17 protein-coding genes are annotated in these 15,760 nt (G+C 71.2%); 13 read left to right on the top strand and 4 right to left on the bottom strand.

Annotation, left to right across the window (positions count from 1 at the left end):
* The first annotated feature begins 9 nt into the window (after window positions 1–9).
* The 10 genes from AB0F15_RS27090 (at window position 10) to AB0F15_RS27045 (ending at window position 9,756) form a co-directional block, all read left to right on the top strand.
* On the top strand, window positions 10–1,500 hold the full coding sequence (locus AB0F15_RS27090; protein ID WP_360275842.1) for an ABC transporter substrate-binding protein: 1,491 nt from the start codon (window positions 10–12) through the stop codon (window positions 1,498–1,500).
* Window positions 1,497–2,441, top strand: coding sequence for an ABC transporter permease (locus AB0F15_RS27085; RefSeq protein WP_360275839.1), 945 nt, complete (start codon window positions 1,497–1,499; stop codon window positions 2,439–2,441). Before AB0F15_RS27090 ends, AB0F15_RS27085 begins: the two co-directional genes overlap by 4 nt.
* Entirely contained in the window at window positions 2,441–3,247 is an 807-nt protein-coding gene (locus tag AB0F15_RS27080) for an ABC transporter permease (RefSeq protein WP_360275837.1), read from the top strand. The genes AB0F15_RS27085 and AB0F15_RS27080 overlap by 1 nt, the downstream gene beginning before the upstream one ends.
* Window positions 3,244–3,975 (top strand): ABC transporter ATP-binding protein, encoded by a 732-nt coding sequence (locus AB0F15_RS27075; RefSeq protein WP_360275834.1) that lies wholly within the window; start codon window positions 3,244–3,246, stop codon window positions 3,973–3,975. The genes AB0F15_RS27080 and AB0F15_RS27075 overlap by 4 nt, the downstream gene beginning before the upstream one ends.
* Window positions 3,972–4,742, top strand: a complete 771-nt coding sequence (locus AB0F15_RS27070; protein WP_360275831.1) for an ATP-binding cassette domain-containing protein — start codon at window positions 3,972–3,974, stop codon at window positions 4,740–4,742. The genes AB0F15_RS27075 and AB0F15_RS27070 overlap by 4 nt, the downstream gene beginning before the upstream one ends.
* Window positions 4,735–6,147 carry an aldehyde dehydrogenase family protein gene (locus tag AB0F15_RS27065; RefSeq protein ID WP_360275828.1) on the top strand — a complete coding sequence of 471 codons (1,413 nt, stop codon included), beginning with the start codon at window positions 4,735–4,737 and terminating at the stop codon, window positions 6,145–6,147. The genes AB0F15_RS27070 and AB0F15_RS27065 overlap by 8 nt, the downstream gene beginning before the upstream one ends.
* Window positions 6,144–6,899, top strand: coding sequence for an SDR family oxidoreductase (locus AB0F15_RS27060; protein ID WP_360275825.1), 756 nt, complete (start codon window positions 6,144–6,146; stop codon window positions 6,897–6,899). Before AB0F15_RS27065 ends, AB0F15_RS27060 begins: the two co-directional genes overlap by 4 nt.
* 9 nt (window positions 6,900–6,908) lie before the next feature.
* Window positions 6,909–8,294 carry an amidase gene (locus AB0F15_RS27055; protein ID WP_360275822.1) on the top strand — a complete coding sequence of 462 codons (1,386 nt, stop codon included), beginning with the start codon at window positions 6,909–6,911 and terminating at the stop codon, window positions 8,292–8,294.
* Between the two features lie 78 nt (window positions 8,295–8,372).
* Window positions 8,373–8,894, top strand: coding sequence for an RNA polymerase sigma factor (locus AB0F15_RS27050; RefSeq protein ID WP_360275820.1), 522 nt, complete (start codon window positions 8,373–8,375; stop codon window positions 8,892–8,894).
* Complete coding sequence (locus tag AB0F15_RS27045) at window positions 8,887–9,756, top strand: CU044_5270 family protein (RefSeq protein WP_360275817.1); 870 nt, start codon at window positions 8,887–8,889, stop codon at window positions 9,754–9,756. The genes AB0F15_RS27050 and AB0F15_RS27045 overlap by 8 nt, the downstream gene beginning before the upstream one ends.
* 40 nt (window positions 9,757–9,796) lie before the next feature.
* Here the strand turns inward: AB0F15_RS27045 and AB0F15_RS27040 are convergent, their stop codons facing one another.
* From AB0F15_RS27040 to AB0F15_RS27030, 3 genes are read right to left on the bottom strand one after another with little or no spacing between them, the layout of a single operon-like run.
* Window positions 9,797–10,648, bottom strand: coding sequence for a CoA ester lyase (locus tag AB0F15_RS27040; protein WP_360275814.1), 852 nt, complete (start codon window positions 10,646–10,648; stop codon window positions 9,797–9,799).
* Window positions 10,645–11,715, bottom strand: coding sequence for a CoA ester lyase (locus tag AB0F15_RS27035; protein ID WP_086841768.1), 1,071 nt, complete (start codon window positions 11,713–11,715; stop codon window positions 10,645–10,647). Before AB0F15_RS27035 ends, AB0F15_RS27040 begins: the two co-directional genes overlap by 4 nt.
* 40 nt (window positions 11,716–11,755) lie before the next feature.
* Entirely contained in the window at window positions 11,756–11,911 is a 156-nt protein-coding gene (locus AB0F15_RS27030; RefSeq protein WP_360275810.1) for a hypothetical protein, read from the bottom strand.
* 237 nt (window positions 11,912–12,148) lie between these two features.
* On the opposite strand from AB0F15_RS27030, the gene AB0F15_RS27025 reads away from it, so the two are divergent.
* The 3 genes from AB0F15_RS27025 to AB0F15_RS27015 are packed head-to-tail and all read left to right on the top strand — an operon-like array spanning window position 12,149 to window position 14,433.
* The gene (locus AB0F15_RS27025; RefSeq protein WP_360275808.1) at window positions 12,149–12,802 is read left to right on the top strand and encodes a hypothetical protein; all 654 of its coding nucleotides are present in this window, start codon (window positions 12,149–12,151) and stop codon (window positions 12,800–12,802) included.
* 33 nt (window positions 12,803–12,835) lie between these two features.
* Window positions 12,836–13,486, top strand: a complete 651-nt coding sequence (locus AB0F15_RS27020) for an NAD(P)H-binding protein (protein ID WP_360275805.1) — start codon at window positions 12,836–12,838, stop codon at window positions 13,484–13,486.
* A complete protein-coding gene (locus AB0F15_RS27015) occupies window positions 13,483–14,433 on the top strand; it encodes a ribose-phosphate pyrophosphokinase (protein ID WP_360275803.1) in 951 nt (316 codons plus the stop codon). The genes AB0F15_RS27020 and AB0F15_RS27015 overlap by 4 nt, the downstream gene beginning before the upstream one ends.
* Here AB0F15_RS27015 and AB0F15_RS27010 read toward each other — a convergent pair.
* Window positions 14,430–15,725, bottom strand: coding sequence for a D-arabinono-1,4-lactone oxidase (locus AB0F15_RS27010; protein WP_360275800.1), 1,296 nt, complete (start codon window positions 15,723–15,725; stop codon window positions 14,430–14,432). The two genes, AB0F15_RS27015 and AB0F15_RS27010, sit on opposite strands and share 4 nt — an antisense overlap.
* Between the last annotated feature and the right edge of the window lie 35 nt (window positions 15,726–15,760).

Raw genomic sequence — 15,760 nt, 5'->3', positions numbered from 1 at the left:
GGAGGCCAGATGAAAGCCCGGATTCCCGTGCTGGCAGCGGCGCTGCTGCTCGTGGTGTCCGGGTGCTCGGCCGGCTCGTCGGCCAGCGTTTCCGCTGGTCCGGACACGCTTTCCGTCGGCTTCACGGCGGAGCCGGCGAACTTCGACTTCACCCGCACCGACGGCGCCGCGATCCCGCAGGCTCTGCTCTACAACGTCTACGAAGGCCTGGTGAAGCTCGACGCGCAGGGCCGGATCGTGCCGCTGCTCGCGAAGTCGTGGACGATCAGCCCGGACCGGAAGACCTACGACTTCCAGCTGCAGCAGGGCGTCAAGTTCAGCAACGGCGGACCCTTCACCGCAGAGGACGTCAAGTTCTCGCTCATGCGGGTGAAAACGGACTGGACGATCTCGATCAAGTCCACGATGGACGTCGTCGACCACGTCGACGTCATGGCGCCGGACCACGCGCGGGTCGTGCTCTCGAAGCCGTCCAACGGCTGGCTGTTCAGCCTCACCAGCCGGCTCGGCGCGATGTTCAGTCCCACCGGTGTCGCCGACCTGGCGAACAAGCCCGTGGGAACCGGGCCGTACGTCGTGGCGGCGCGCAAGCGCGGCGACTCCGTGGTGCTCAAGGCGAATCCCGCGTACTGGGGCCGGAAACCGGCGTACTCCACGGTGGTTCTCAAGTACGTCAAGGACCCGACCGCGCTGAACAACGCGCTCTACAGCAACGGCATCGACGTCATCTCCGCGATCACCGCACCCGACTCGATCCCGCAGTTCCAGGCCGACGACCGGTTCCAGGTCGTCCAGGGCACGACGAACTCCGAGGTCACGCTGGCCATGAACAACGCGCGGCCGCCGCTGAACGACGTCCGCGTGCGCCAGGCGCTGACGTTCGCGATCGACCGGAAGGCGTTGCTGGACACGGCGTGGGCGGGCCGCGGGACGTTGATCGGCAGCATGGTCCCGCCGACCGACCCCTGGTACGAGGACCTTGCGCAGGTCCACCCGTTCGACCCCGCGAAGGCCAGGGCGCTGCTGGCCGAGGCCGGCACGACGAACCTGAACCTGCGCCTGCGGATCCCGAACCTGCCGTACGCGGTGTCGGCGGCGCAGGTCGTGCAGTCGCAGCTCGCCGACGTCGGCGTGCGGACCACGATCGAGCCCCTCGACTTCCCCGCGGTCTGGCTCAAGCAGGTGTTCACCGACCACGTCTACGACCTCTCGATCATCCAGCACGTCGAGGCCCGCGACATCACGACGTTCGGGAAGCCGAAGTACTACTGGGGCTACGACAGCAAGCGCGTCCAGCAGCTGCTCGCCGAGGCCGACAGCGGGACGCCGGAGCAGCAGGTCGCGGACATGAAGCAGGTGGCGCGGCAGCTGAACACCGACGCGGCCGCCGACTGGCTGTTCCTGTTCCCCAACGTGATCGTCGCGAAGGCGAAGGTCGGCGGGTTCGTCCGGAACCAGGTCAGCGAGTCGTTCGACCTCACCGGGCTGGCGCCGCGATGACGGCCAGGGTGCTGCGCCGGGTGGCGATCTTCGTGGTCAGCGTGCTGGTCGCGTCGATCGTGGTGTTCCTGTTCATGGCCGTGCTGCCCGGCGATCCGGCGCAGGTCGCGCTCGGCGTCAACGCGACGCCGGAGCTGCTCGCCAAGACGCGCGCGGAGTTCGGCATCGACCGTCCGCTCGGCACGCAGTACTTCGACTGGATCGGTGGCGTGCTGCACGGCGACTTCGGCCGCTCGTACGTCACGCGCGACACCATCGGCCCGCAGCTGCTCGACCGCCTCGGCGTCACGCTGTGGCTGGTCGGCGCGGGCATGCTGGTGGCGCTGGTGATCGCCGTGCCGGCCGGGACGTTCGCCGCGGTGAAGCACCGGAAGGCGTCCGGCGCGGGGGTCTCGGGGTTGTCACAGATCGGCGTCGCGATCCCCGCGTTCCTCGCCGGGATCGTCCTCGTACAGATCTTCGCCGTGCAGCTGCGCTGGCTGCCGTCGGGCGGGTGGACGCCGCCGGACCAGGACTTCGGCGAGTTCGCGCGTGGGCTCGTGCTTCCCGCCTTGTCGCTCGGCCTGGTGCAGGGCGCGGTCCTCACGCGGTACGTCCGGTCGGCGGTGCTCGACACGCTCGGCCAGGACTACCTGCGCACCGCGCGGTCGAAGGGGCTCCGGCCCGGCCAGGCTTTGGTGCGCCACGGCTTGCGCAACGCGTCGGTGCCGGTGGTCACGGTGCTCGGGTTGCAGCTGGCCACGTTGCTGATCGGTGCCGTCGTCGTCGAGCGCGTGTTCGTGCTGCCCGGGCTGGGCTCGATGCTGCTGGACGCCGTCGCCGCGCGTGACCTGCTGACCGTGCAGGGGATCGTGCTGGTGCTGGTGGTCGGCGTGCTGCTGGTCAACTTCGTCGTCGACCTCCTCTACACCGTGCTGGACCCGCGATTGCGAGGTTCGTGATGCGCAATCTGGTCCTGGGCTCGGTGCTCGTCGCCCTGGTGGTGCTGGCCGCGCTGCTGTCGTTCGCGTGGACGCCGTTCGACCCGGTGAAGGTCGACGCGACCCACCGGCTGCTCGGCTTCGGCGCGTCCCACTGGTTCGGCACCGACAAGTTCGGGCGCGACCTGCTCAGCCAGCTCATGGTCGGTGCGCGGACGACGTTGTACGTCGGCGTCGTCGCCGTCGGGATCGCCGCTGTCATCGGCACGCCGCTGGGCATCCTGGCCGGGATGTCCCCGCGGTGGCTGGGCGAGTTCGTCATGCGCGTCAACGATCTGGTGCTCGCGTTCCCGGCGCTGCTGCTGGCGATCATGTTCGGCGCGGTGTTCGGGGCCGACACGCTGACGGCGATGGTCGCGATCGGCATCGCCACGATCCCGTCGTTCGCGCGGATCGCCCGCTCCGGCACGCTGCAGGTGATGAGCACGGAGTTCGTGCTGGCGGCCCGCGCAGGCGGGCGGTCGCGGCTGAACATCGCGCTGCGGCACGTGCTGCCGAACATCTCCGGCCTGCTCATCGTGCAGGCGTCGGTGTCGTTCGCGATCGCCGTGCTCGCCGAGGCGGCGTTGTCGTTCCTCGGTTTCGGCACGCGGCCGCCGACGCCGTCCTGGGGCCGGATGCTGCAGGAGTCCCAGGAACTGCTGACCGTGCAGCCGCGGCTGGCGCTGGTGCCGGGCATCGCGATCGCCGTCGCCGTCCTCGGCTTCAACCTCCTCGGCGACGGCCTCCGCGACCGCCTGGATCCCCGATTGGCGGCCCGCGGATGACGCTCTCGGTGCGCGGCCTCAGCGTCTCGTCGCTGGTCCGGGACGTCTCGTTCGAGATCGGTGCCGGTGAGCGCGTCGGCCTGATCGGCGAGTCCGGGTCCGGGAAGTCGCTGACGGCGCTGGCGATCATGGGCCTCCTGCCCGAAGAGCTGCCGGCGTCCGGTTCGGTCGTCCTGCACGACCGCGAGCTGCTGGAACTGTCCGAAAAGGACCTGTCCCGGCTGCGCGGCGACGAGCTGGCCATGGTGTTCCAGGAACCGATGACGGCGTTGAACCCGGCCATGCGCGTCGGCCGCCAGGTCACCGAGCCCGGCCGCATCCACGGCCGCCGTCAGCGCGCCGAAGACCTGCTGGCCGCGGTGGGCCTGCCGGGCACCGCGCGCGCGTACCCCCACCAGCTGTCCGGCGGGCAGCGGCAGCGGGTGGTGCTCGCGATGGCGCTGGCGAACGAGCCGTCGCTGCTCATCTGCGACGAGCCGACGACCGCCCTCGACGTCACGGTGCAGGCCCAGATCCTTTCGCTGATCAAGACGTCGTTGCCCGCCGACAGCGCGTTGCTGTTCATCACCCACGACCTCGCGGTGGTGGCCTCGGTGTGTGAGCGCGTGCTGGTGATGCTGGACGGCGAGATCGTCGAAGCGGGCTCGACGCGCGAAGTGCTGACGGCACCGAAGCACGACTACACGCGCAAGCTCCTGGACGCCTCGGACCTGGAGGCCCGGCGATGATCATCGAAGTCCGCGACCTCGAACGCCGGTACGCCCGGCGGGACGTTCACGCACTGCGCGGCCTCACCTTCGACGTCGAAGCCGGGCAGCGGTTCGGCATCGTCGGCGAGTCCGGCTCCGGCAAGTCCACGCTGGTCCGGCTGCTGGCGGCGCTCGACAAGCCGACGGCAGGCACGGTGTCGTTCAACGGCCGCCGCATCGACGACCTGCCCGAACGCCGCCTCGGCTTTCTGCGGTCGGAGCTGCAGATCGTCTTCCAGGACCCGATGGGCTCGCTCGACCCGCGGATGCGCGTGCTGGACATCATTTCCGAGCCGTTGGGCCGGCGGCAGCCCGAGCGCGTCGCCGAGCTGCTCGCCGCCGTCGGCCTGCCCGCCGACGCGGCCCGGCGCTATCCGCACCAGTTCTCCGGCGGTCAGCGGCAGCGGATCTCGATCGCCCGCGCGCTGGCGCCGAACCCGAGCGTGCTGATCGCCGACGAGCCGGTCAGCGCCCTCGACGTCTCCGTGCGCGGTCAGATCCTCGACCTGCTCGGCTCGCTGGTGGAGCGGTTCGCGCTGACGCTGATCTTCGTGTCGCACGACCTCGGCGTCGTCCGGCACGTCTGCGACCGGGTCGCGGTGATGCGCCGCGGCGAGATCGTCGAGCTGGGTGACGTGGCGCAGGTCTACGAGTCGCCACAGCACGAGTACACCCGGGAACTGCTGGCCGCCGCGCCGAACCTGCGCGCGGAGCTGGCCCGGCTGAGCGGAGGTGGAGATGGCTGAGTACCCGGACGGCCTGCCGGTCGGTGCCGGCTGGGTGTCCACTGTGGACGTGTCGGAAATCGTTTTCCCGTTCGACGGGAGCGTGGTCGGCCGCGCCCCGGTCGGCACACCGGAGCTGGCTACCCGCGCTGTCGACGAAGCTGTCGCTGTCGCGCGCGAAGTGGCTTCACTGCCTTCGCGAACTCGGCGTTCGCTGCTCAACGACGTCGCTGCCGCTGTCCGGGAGCGGCGTGCGGAGTTCGAGAACCTGCTCGTGCTGGAGACCGGCAAGCCGCTGGTCGACTGCCGCGTCGAGGTCGCGCGCACGATCGTCACCTGGGAAGCCGCCGCCGAAGAGGTGTCGCGGCTGCACGGCGAGACCGTGCCGCTCGACCTGCTGCCTTCGGGTGACGGCCTGGTCGGGTTCTGGAAGCGCAAGCCGATCGGGGTCGTCGTCGGCATCGCCGGCTTCAACTACCCGCTGCTGCTGGCGTCGCACAAGATCGCTCCCGCGATCGCCGCGGGCTGCCCGGTGATCGTCAAGCCGGCGCCGCAGACCCCGCTGGCCACGCTGTGGCTGGTGCACCTGGTCCGCGCGGCCGCGCCGATCCCGGCGATGGTCCAGCTGGTGACCGGCGACGCCGCCGTGGGCGCGGCGCTGACGACCGACCGCCGCATCGGCGCGGTGTCCTTCACCGGCTCGGCCGCGGTCGGGCACCGCATCGCGCGGGACGCGGCCCCGACGAAGACCTTGCTGGAGCTGGGCTCGAACGCGGCCCTCGTGGTCGCGGACGACGCCGACCTGGACGCCGCGGTGGACGCCGTGCTGCGCGGCGGGTTCTACGCGTCCGGCCAGGCGTGCATCTCGGTGCAGCGGGTCCTGGTCGTCGCTCCGGTCGCCGAGGAGTTCACCGAACGGCTGCTGGCGCGGCTCGACGAGGTCGTCGCCGGCGATCCGCGGGACGAGAAGACGCGGGTGTCCGCGCTGATCGACCCTGCTGCCACCGACCGCGTCGCCGCGTGGATCGAGAAGTCCGGCGCCCGCCGGATCGGCGGGGGTGCCGACGGCACCGTGCTGCGCCCGACCGTCCTCCTGGACGTCCCGGAAGGCGTCGAAGCCTGGGACGAAGAGATCTTCGGCCCGGTCGTCTGCCTGCGGACGGTGTCCGATGTGGACGAAGCGTTCGCCGCGGTGAACGCGTCCCGCTACGGGCTCCACGCCAGCGTCTACACCAAGTCGCTGACCACGGCGTTCCGGGCGTTGGACGAGCTGGAGGTCGGCGGGGTCGTGGTCAACGAGGTGCCCGGCTTCCGCTCGGACACCATGCCCTACGGCGGCGTGAAGGACTCCGGCATCGGCCGTGAGGGGCCGCGGTTCGCCGTCGGGGAACTGACCGTGACGAGGATGGCGGTGCTGCGTCCGTGAACTACTCGACGTTGTTCCGGCTGGACGGGCGGCGGGCCGTCGTGCTCGGCGCGGGCGGCATCGGCCGCGAAGCCGCGCGGGCACTGGCCGCGCACGGCGCTGACGTCGTCTGTGCGGATCGTGACCTCGAAGCCGCGCGCGAGGCGGGGGTGGGGGAACCGTACGAGATCGACCTCCTGGCCCCCGGGGCGGTCGAGCGCGCCGCGGCCGAGCTGGGAGCCGTCGACGTCGTCGTGCTGACCGCCGCGACGAACGTGCGCAAGCGGCTGGCGGAGTACACCCGCGAGGAGTTCGACCGGGTCATCGCGCTGAACCTCGGTGCGAGCTTCGACGTCGTGCGGGCGTTCGGCACCCGCATGGCCGCGCGGGGGCGGGGCAGCATCATCGGGTTCTCGTCGATCCGCGGCACGACCGTCGAGCCGGGCCAGGGGCCGTACGCGGCGACGAAGGCCGGGCTCGTCCAGCTGCTCCGGACGGCGGCGGCGGAGTTCGGCCCGTCCGGTGTCCGGGTCAACGCCATCGCCCCCGGTGTCGTCGAAACCCCGCTGACCGCGCAGATCAAGGCCAACCCGGAGTGGTACGACGCCTACGCGGCGAAAGGCGCGCTGGGCCGCTGGGCGCGTCCGGACGAGCTCGCGGGAGCGGTCGTGTACCTCGCTTCGGACGCTTCGTCGTTCGTGACCGGCTCCGTACTGGCCGTGGACGGCGGCTGGACCGCCGTCGACGGCCGCTTCGAACCGCCTGCCTCGTAAGGAGCGCTCATGACCGAGCTGCCTGACCTGACCGCTGTCGAGCTCGTCGCGCAGTACCGCGCGAAGACGCTCTCGCCGGTCGAGGTGACCGAAGCCGTTCTCACCCGCATCGAAGCGCGAGAGCCGGAGCTGCACGCGTTGTACGAGTACGACCCTTCAACCGCTCTTGGCGACGCGAAGGCGTCCGAAGATCGCTGGGCGGCCGGCGAACCGCTCGGCCCGATCGACGGCGTTCCGCTCACGCTCAAGGAGAACATCGCGACCCGCGGCATCCCGGTGCCGCTGGGCACGGCGGCGACGGCGCTGACCCCGGCCGCCGAGGACGCCCCGGCGGCCGCCCGGGTCCGCGAGTCCGGCTGCGTCCTGCTGGCCAAGACGACCATGCCGGACTACGGGATGCTGACGTCCGGGCTCTCGAGCTTCCACACCACGGCCCGCAACCCGTGGGACGTGCGGTGCACGCCTGGTGGGTCCAGCGCGGGCGCGGGCGCCGCGGCCGCGGCGGGGTACGGCCCGCTGCACGTCGGCACGGACATCGGCGGCTCGATCCGGCTGCCCGCGGGCTGGTGCGGGTTGACCGGGCTGAAGCCGAGCTTCGGCCGCGTGCCGGTCGACCCGCCGTTCCTCGGCCGCGTCGCCGGCCCGATGACCCGCACGGTCGCCGACACGGCGTTGCTGATGAGCGTGCTCTCGCGCCCGGACCCGCGTGACCACCTGAGCCTGCCGCCGTCGGACCTCGACTGGGCTTCGCTGGATCTCGCGGTGGCAGGCCTGCGCGTCGGCCTGCAGCTCGAGTCCGGTCCGGGCCTTCCGGTGGACCCGGTGATCCGCGACGCCGTGACCGCGGCGGCCCGGGCGTTCGAAGCGGCGGGTGCGGTCGTCGAGCCGGTCGAGCCGTTCCTCACCCGCGAAATGCTCGATGGCCTCGACGTCTTCTGGCGCACGCGGGCCTGGTCGGACCTGGCGGCCCTGCCGCCGGAGCGCCGGGCGAAGGTCCTGCCGTACATCGCGGACTGGGCGGCGGGCGGCGCGGACGTGTCCGGGGTGGACGTCTACCGCGGCTTCGCCCAGATCGACGTGATCAGCGTCGCGGCGCTGCGGGCGACTTCCGCTTTCGACGTGGTGCTTTCCCCGACCTGCCCGGTCGCGGCGCCGCCGGCGGAGTGGGCGTCCCCGACGAACGACCCGGCCCGGCCGTTCGAGCACATCGCGTTCACCGTGCCGTACAACATGTCCGGCCAGCCCGCGGTGTCGCTGAACTGCGGGTACACCGACGACGGCCGCCCGATCGGCCTCCAGCTCGCCGGCTGCCGCTTCGACGACGTCGGCGTCCTCCGCGCGGCTGCGGCGTACGAGCGGCTTCGCCCACCGCAGCGGCCCTGGCCGATCGGGTAGGGAAGAAGTTCCGGACCTTCGGCGAAGTGGGGGTGAATGTCGCCGACGGGAAGGAATCCCCATGACAGAGGCAGCCCCATGACGGCGGCCCCCGTGCTGGACAGCGAGCACTTCCCGGAGGTGCACGATCGCTACTTCGCGGACATCTACCGGTACGTCGCCGGGCGCCTCGGCGTGCAGGCCGCGGAGGACGTTGCGGCCGAAACGTTCCTCGTCGCCTTCGACCGCCGGAAGACGTTCGACGCCTCCCGAGGTGAACTGCGGGCCTGGCTGTTCGGCATCGCGACGAACCTCGTCTCGCGGCACCGCCGCAAGGAGGCCCGGCACTACCGCGCGCTCTCGCGGCTCGACCCGCGCGAAGCCGCCGAAGGGCACGAAAGCCGCGTTGTCGCTTCGGTGACGGTTGCCCGGCTGGGAAAGGCGTTGTCCCAGCTGTCCGCCGGGGAGCGCGACGTCCTGCTGCTCGTCGCGCTCGGCGACCTCGGATACGCCGAAGTGGCCGAAGCACTCGGCATCTCCCCGGGCACGGTCGGCTCCCGGCTGACGCGCGCCCGCAAGAAGCTCACCCCCGCTCTCGCCCAGGAGGCGTCCGATGAATGACCTGCAGACCCTTCGGGCCACGCTGATCCCCGCCGGACCGGCCCAGGACGTCGTCGACCGCAGCCGCCACCGGCTGCAGAACCGGATGCTGGCGGCACCACGTCGCCGGGTGCGCCCGTACGCGATCGGGGCCGGTCTGGTGGCCGCCGCGGCCGCGGCGGCCGTCGTGGTGGCGACCCTGCCCGGCGCCCCGGCCGAAGGGCCGCCCCCGCAGGCTGTCGCACCGGTCGTCACCGGCCAGCAGGTTCTGCTGGCGGCGGCCACACTGGCCGAGCACGCCCCGGCCGGCACCGGCAACTACTGGTACATCAAGACCGTCTCGGACAAGGGCGTCTACGAGTACTGGTTCAACGCCGACGGCCACATGTGGTTCCGCGGTGAGAAGACCAAGGGCCGGGTCCAGCCGCTGGGGCGCTTCCCGTTGCGGCTGGCGGCCATCGAGGTGACCTTCGAGCAGCTCCGGACCCTGCCCGCCGACCCGGCGGCGCTGCGGGACTGGCTCGTGAACGCGATCGCGCACAGCGACACCCGGACGAGCGCGGGCCCGCTGACCGCGAGCGAACGGGAACGGGAGCTGCTGCTGTCCATGGTTTCGCTGGTGTCGACCCTGCCCGCACCGCCGGCCGTCCGAGCAGCGGCCTTCCGCTCGATCGCGGCGTACCCCGGTGTTAAGGACCTCGGCCCCGTCCCGGGCGGCCACGGTTTCCTGCTGCCCGACGACTACCGCCTGGTGGTCGACCCGTCGACCGGCCGCATCAACCGGACGTCGATGTACGTGGCCCCGGACGGCGCCATCTACCAGGTCGCTGACCCGCAGGGCGCGCAGGTCAGTGCCGACTGGACGGACTCGCTGCCGAAGTGAACCGCACCGGTGGCCGGGCGACCCGCCCGGCCACCGGGGTTCAGTTCTTGACCGCCTCGGCCAGCGCCAGCACCCGCCGCGCGTTGTCGACGTGCAGGTTCTCGATCATCCGGCCGTCGACGGTCACCACGCCGCGGCCCGCTGCCTTGGCCTCCTCGAAGGCCTCGATGATCCGCCGCGAGCGGTCGATCTCCTCTTCGGACGGGGCGAAGATGCGGTTGCACGGCTCCACCTGCGCCGGGTGGATCAGCGTCTTGCCGTCGAAGCCGTATTGACGGCCCTGCTCGCACTCGGCCTCGAAACCGGGAAGGTCCTTCACGTCGTTGTAGACGCCGTCGAGGATCACCTTGCCGGTCGCCCGCGCGGCCAGCAGGCACAGCGAGAGCCCGCCGAGCAGCGGGCCGCGGCCCGGCACGAACTCCGCGTGCAGCTCCTTGGCCAGGTCGTTCGTGCCCATCACCAGCACGGTCAGCCGCTCGGACGCCGCCGCGATCTCCTCGGCGTGCAGCATCGCGACCGGCGTCTCGACCATCGCCCAGATCTTCGTGTGGTCCGGCGCCCCGCCCAGCTCCAGCGCACGCTCGATGTTGTGCACCTCGGCCGCCGAGTTCACCTTGGGCACGACGACCGCGGCCGGGCCGGCCGACGCGGCCGCGCGCAGGTCGGCGTCGTGCCATTCGGTGTCGAGACCGTTGACGCGGATCGTCACTTCGCGCTCGCCGTAGTGGCCCACCGCCGCGCAGACCCGTTCGCGGGCCGCTTCCTTCGCGTCGGGAGCGACGGCGTCCTCGAGGTCGAGGATCAGCGCGTCCGCCGGGATCGTCTTGGCCTTCTCCAGCGCGCGTTCGTTCGCGCCGGGCATGTAGAGGACAGAGCGCCGGGGCGTGGTCATCCGAGGGCCTCCTTGGTGGCCGCGTCGTAAGCCGCAGCGAGTTCGGGGTCGTCCGCCGCGAGGGCGTCGGCCAGTTCGGCGACCACGCGGCACTGCTTCACCGACGCGTCGTCCTGCATCTTCCCGTCGATCATCACCGCGCCCGTGCCGTCACCCATCTCGGCGATCACCCGGCGGGCCCAGGCCACATCGGACGGCGAAGGCGAGAACACCTTCTTCGCGATGTCGATCTGCACCGGGTGCAGGCTCCACGCGCCGACGCAGCCGAGCAGGAAGGCGTTGCGGAACTGGTCCTCGCACGCGACGACGTCGCGGATGTCCCCGAACGGCCCGTAGTACGGCAGGATCCCGTGCATCGCGCACGCGTCGACCATCCGCGCCACCGTGTAGTGCCAGAGGTCCTGCTGGTACGTCGTCCGGCCTTCGGTCAGGTCGTCGCCGGTCGGGTCGGTCCGCACCAGGTAGCCGGGGTGCCCGCCGCCGACGCGGGTCGTCTTCATCCGGCGGCTCGCGGCCAGGTCGGCCGGGCCGAGCGAGATGCCCTGCATGCGCGGGCTCGCGCCGGCGATCTCCTCCACATTGGCCACGCCGCTCGCCGTCTCGAGGATGGCGTGGACCAGCAACGGCTTCGTCAGCCCGGCGCGCGCCTCGAGCTGGGCCAGCAGCCGGTCGACGTAGTGGATGTCCTGCGCGCCCTCGACCTTCGGCACCATGATCACGTCGAGCTTGTCGCCGATCTCGGTGACCAGCGTGACCAGGTCGTCGAGCACCCACGGCGAGTCCAGGCTGTTCACCCGCGTCCACAGCTGCGTCTTCCCGAAGTCGTTCGCCTTGGCGATCGCGACCAGGCCGGCGCGCGCGGCTTCCTTGCGGTCGGCGCGGACGGCGTCCTCGAGGTTCCCGAGCAGGACGTCGACCTTCTTCGCGATGTCCGGCACCTTCGCCGCCATCTTCTCGTTGCCGGGGTCGAAGAAGTGGATCATCCGGGACGGCGTCACCGGGATCTCCCGCACGGGGGCGGGCGCGCCCAGGGCGAGCGGGGCGAAGAAGTCCTTCGGGGAGCGCATCGGTCCTCCACGGCGGCGGCTAAGTGACTGGTGGGTAACTTTAGTCCGGCGCGCGGGACACCGCTGCGGCGTAGCTCACCGCCGAGCGGGTGACGGCGGACATCCGCAGCTCAGCGACCCGCGTCCACTGTGGATCCAGGGCGGGTTGCGCCGAACGGGCTAGTCCCGGGTGGGTGATCCGGGTTTCGCGGTTCATGCTCCGGGTAGTCGATCGCGGGCGGACGGTAATGCCACTCACCTTGCTCTCACTCGGTTGGCCGCACCGTTCGACCGAAGTCCGATGACCGCCTACCGACCGGTCATCGACCGATGGGCGCCGCCGATCGCAGCCACTCCTGCTACCCGGCGACGCCGCGCCGCCGCGCTGTTAGACAAGTGAGGTGCCGGTTTCCCCCGGTCACAAGGCGGTGCAGGGTTAGAAGGAGGCGGACTCGTGGCGGCTACACCTCAGAACACCGAGCGCTCGACGGTCGCCGGTGGCGCGAAGCGCAGCCGGTCGATGCCGAGCCGCGTGGTGCCGCCGATCGAGCTCCCCGCGAGCGTCGACGAGCTCGCCCGCACGGCGGCCGCCCAGCTGGGCTGGAACGGCATCGTCCTCCCCGAGACCACGATCCTCGGCCGCAAGGTCTGTGTGGTCGCCAAGCTTCGCACCGACGTGCACGCCGAACGCATCGCGATGGGTGCCGGCCCGGTGGCCGACCGTGCCACCGTCGACACCTGGACCTGGCCGGAGCTGGCCGGAACCGCCCCCGCCCCGGCCGCCGAGATCATCGGTGTCCTGGCCGTCGCGCGCCACTGGCGCACCGCGATGGCCTCCGCGGTTCCGTTCGCCCGCTACGGCGAGGCCGCGATGGTGCTGCCGTCGCCGGTCGTGCTGACCGAGGACTACGTCGGCAACTGCCTGCCGCGTGCCCGGGCGTACGGCCTCGCCATCGTGACCGCCGACCCCAACGTGGTCGTCGACCTCGACCTCGAGGGCCGCACCGAGCGAGTCGTGCTCGCCGAGGACCCGGTCTCCCGCCTGGTGAACGAGCTGGTCTACGACCACCTGCTCCGCACGGCCGAAGCCCCCGCGTCGCTCGACTGACGGTCCTGCCGGATCCCTACTAGTGTCGGGCTCATGCGAGTCGTCATTGCTGGTGGACACGGTCAGATCGCGTTGCGGCTCGAGCGGCTGCTTGCCGAGCGCGGCGACGAATCGGTCGGCCTCATCCGGAACCCCGCCCAAGCGGCCGATCTCGAAGCCGCCGGCGCCCAGGCCGCGGTGCTCGACCTGGAGAACTCCGATGTGGACACCGTCGCCGAGGTGCTGAAGGGCGCCGACGCGGCGGTGTTCGCCGCGGGCGCGGGCCCGGGTAGCGGCACCGCCCGGAAGGACACTGTGGACCGGGGTGCCGCGGCCCTGTTCGCCGAAGCAGCCGAGCGAGCCGGGGTCCGGCGGCACATCCAGGTCGGGTCCATCGGTGCCGACAACCCGGAAAACCCCGACGTCACCGAGGAATTCCGGCACTACCTGCGCGCCAAGCGCGCGGCGGAGGACGACCTCAAGGCCCGCGACCTCGACTGGACCATCCTCCGGCCGGGCCAGCTGACCGACGACCCCGGGACCGGCCTGGTCCTGCTGGCCGAGGACACCGGCCGCGGCCCGATCCCGCGTGACGACGTCGCCGCAGTGCTCGCCGCCCTGCTCGAGGCGCCTGCTTCGGTGCACCGCACCCTGACGCTGATCTCCGGTGAGGCCACGATCGGCGAAGCGGTCTCCGCGCTGTGATCACCCAGGCATCCAGAGAAATCGCCGTCTTCAGCGGCAGCGCGCACCTCGAGCTCGCCGAAGAGATCTGCACCAACCTCGGCGTACCGCTGCGGCCGGTCGAGATCCAGCGGTTCGCCAACGACTGCCTCGAGGTGCAGCTGCAGGCGAACTGCCGCGAGCGGGACGTCTTCATCATCCAGCCGCTGGTGAAGCCGGTGCAGGAGCACCTCGTCGAGCTGCTGCTTATGCTCGACGCGGCGCGCGGTGCCTCGGCGTCCCGCATCACCGCCGTGATGCCGCACTACTCCTACGCGCGCTCGGACAAGAAGGACGCACCGCGCATCTCCATCGGCGGCCGCCTGGTCGCCGATCTGCTGGTGACCGCCGGGGCGAGCCGCGTGCTCGCGATGACCCTGCACTCCCCGCAGGTCCACGGCTTCTTCAGCGTCCCGGTGGATCACCTGCACGCCCTGCAGGAGCTCGCCAAGCACTTCCGCCAGTACGACCTTTCGCGCGCCACCGTCGTCTCGCCCGACCTGGGCAACGCGAAGGAGGCGTCGCACTTCGCGCGGCTCCTGGGCGTCCAGGTCGCGGCCGGCGCGAAGGAACGCTTCCCCGACGACCGCGTCCAGATCACTTCGGTGATCGGCGAGGTCACCGGCCGGGACGTGATCGTGCTCGACGACGAGATCGCCAAGGGCAGCACGGTGCTCGAGCTGCTGGACCGGCTGGCCGAGCTGAAGCCACGCTCGATCCGCGTCGCCTGCACACACGGGCTGTTCGCGGCGAAGGCCATCGAGCGCATCGGCAGCCGGCCGGAGGTGCTGGAGATCGTCTGCACCAACACCGTGCCGGTGCCCGAGGAAGAACGCACCGAGAAGCTGAAGATCCTGTCGATCGCGCCGGCGCTGGCCGAGGCGATCCGCCGGATCCACAACGGCGAATCGGTGTCGGCGTTGTTCTAGGCCGGCCCGAGCACCCGGTCCAGGTAGGTGTTGCTGAAGACGCCGCTCGGGTCGGTTTCCTTGCGCACGCGCAGGAAGTCGTCGAAGTGCGGGTAGCGCGAGCGGAGGACGCCGGCGTCGAGGTCGTGCATCTTGCCCCAGTGCGGGCGGCCGCCGACAGCGCCGGCGATCTTCTCGAACGCGCTGAAGTACTCGCGGTACGGCATGCCGACGAACTGGTGGATCGCGATGTAGGCGGAGTCGCGGCCCTGCGCGGTCGACAGCCAGATGTCGTCCGCGGCGGCGACCCGCACCTCCACCGGGAACATCACCGGGTCCTTCAGCTTGGGCACCAGGGCGCGCAGCTCGGCGAGCACGTCGAGCACTGATTCACGTGGAACAGCGTATTCCGTTTCGGTGAACCGGACGTTCCGTGCGGTGACGAAGACGCGGTGCGAGAGGTCGCTGTACTCGCGGGCGGAGAGGGCGTTCGACGCGAAGCTGCCGAGCGACGGCACGAGCCGCGGCATCAGCCGCCCGGTCCGGCAGAGCCCGCCGAAGGCGACGTTCTCCATGATCTGGTAGTCGACGAACTCCCGGACCTTGCTCAGCGGCTGGGCGGTCTCGCACCGGTTGTTGCGCTTGACCAGGGCGTTCTTGCCGTACGGGAACCAGTAGAACTCGAAGTGGTCGTTGTCGTCGGCGAAGTCGTGGAAGCCTTCGAGCACCTGCTCCAGCGGCTCCGGCCGCTCCTGGGCACGCAGGTAGAACGACTTCTCGCAGCGCAGGGTCACGGTGGTGATCACGCCGATCGCGCCGAGACCGACGCGGGCCGCGGCGAAGAGGTCGGGCCGCTCGCCGGCCGAGCAGGTGACGACCGAGCCGTCCGCGAGGACGAGTTCGAGCGCGACGATCTGGGTGGCGATGCCGCCGAGCTTCGCGCCGGTGCCGTGGGTGCCGGTGGAAATCGCGCCGGCGATGGTCTGCGCGTCGATGTCCCCGAGGTTGGCCATGGCCAGCCCGAGCGCGTCGAGTGCGGTGTTGAGCTCACGGATCGTCGTGCCCGAGCGGACGGTGACGTGGCCGGTTTCGAGGTCCACGCGTTCGATGCCGGTCCAGTGGCGCAGGTCGAGCGCGTCCGAATCGGCGACGGCGATCGCGGTGAAGGAGTGCCCGCTGCCCCAGGGGCGCACGGTGCGGCCGGCGGCGGCGACGCGCTCGACGGCCGCCGCGATCTCAGCCGCGTTGCGCGGCTGGTGCACGTGTTGCGGCGAGGCGGAGGCCGTGCCCGCCCAGTTGGTCCACCGGGTCATGCGAGCGCACCCTTCATCGGTCGAGTGCTCGAAAC

This window comes from Amycolatopsis sp. NPDC026612 (assembly GCF_040638285.1).
Taxonomy (GTDB): Bacteria; Actinomycetota; Actinomycetes; order Mycobacteriales; family Pseudonocardiaceae; genus Amycolatopsis.
This window is presented reverse-complemented; position numbering and strand designations above follow the sequence as displayed.

What these genes read in the sequence shown, in the direction of transcription:
- AB0F15_RS27090 (WP_360275842.1), top strand. Translation starts at nt 10, where the DNA reads ATGAAAGCCCGGATTCCCGTGCTGGCAGCGGCGCTGCTGCTCGTGGTG.
- AB0F15_RS27085 (WP_360275839.1), top strand. Translation starts at nt 1,497, where the DNA reads ATGACGGCCAGGGTGCTGCGCCGGGTGGCGATCTTCGTGGTCAGCGTG.
- AB0F15_RS27080 (WP_360275837.1), top strand. Translation starts at nt 2,441, where the DNA reads ATGCGCAATCTGGTCCTGGGCTCGGTGCTCGTCGCCCTGGTGGTGCTG.
- AB0F15_RS27075 (WP_360275834.1), top strand. Translation starts at nt 3,244, where the DNA reads ATGACGCTCTCGGTGCGCGGCCTCAGCGTCTCGTCGCTGGTCCGGGAC.
- AB0F15_RS27070 (WP_360275831.1), top strand. Translation starts at nt 3,972, where the DNA reads ATGATCATCGAAGTCCGCGACCTCGAACGCCGGTACGCCCGGCGGGAC.
- AB0F15_RS27065 (WP_360275828.1), top strand. Translation starts at nt 4,735, where the DNA reads ATGGCTGAGTACCCGGACGGCCTGCCGGTCGGTGCCGGCTGGGTGTCC.
- AB0F15_RS27055 (WP_360275822.1), top strand. Translation starts at nt 6,909, where the DNA reads ATGACCGAGCTGCCTGACCTGACCGCTGTCGAGCTCGTCGCGCAGTAC.
- AB0F15_RS27050 (WP_360275820.1), top strand. Translation starts at nt 8,373, where the DNA reads ATGACGGCGGCCCCCGTGCTGGACAGCGAGCACTTCCCGGAGGTGCAC.
- AB0F15_RS27045 (WP_360275817.1), top strand. Translation starts at nt 8,887, where the DNA reads ATGAATGACCTGCAGACCCTTCGGGCCACGCTGATCCCCGCCGGACCG.
- AB0F15_RS27040 (WP_360275814.1), bottom strand. Translation starts at nt 10,648, where the DNA reads ATGACCACGCCCCGGCGCTCTGTCCTCTACATGCCCGGCGCGAACGAA.
- AB0F15_RS27035 (WP_086841768.1), bottom strand. Translation starts at nt 11,715, where the DNA reads ATGCGCTCCCCGAAGGACTTCTTCGCCCCGCTCGCCCTGGGCGCGCCC.
- AB0F15_RS27030 (WP_360275810.1), bottom strand. Translation starts at nt 11,911, where the DNA reads ATGAACCGCGAAACCCGGATCACCCACCCGGGACTAGCCCGTTCGGCG.
- AB0F15_RS27020 (WP_360275805.1), top strand. Translation starts at nt 12,836, where the DNA reads ATGCGAGTCGTCATTGCTGGTGGACACGGTCAGATCGCGTTGCGGCTC.
- AB0F15_RS27010 (WP_360275800.1), bottom strand. Translation starts at nt 15,725, where the DNA reads ATGACCCGGTGGACCAACTGGGCGGGCACGGCCTCCGCCTCGCCGCAA.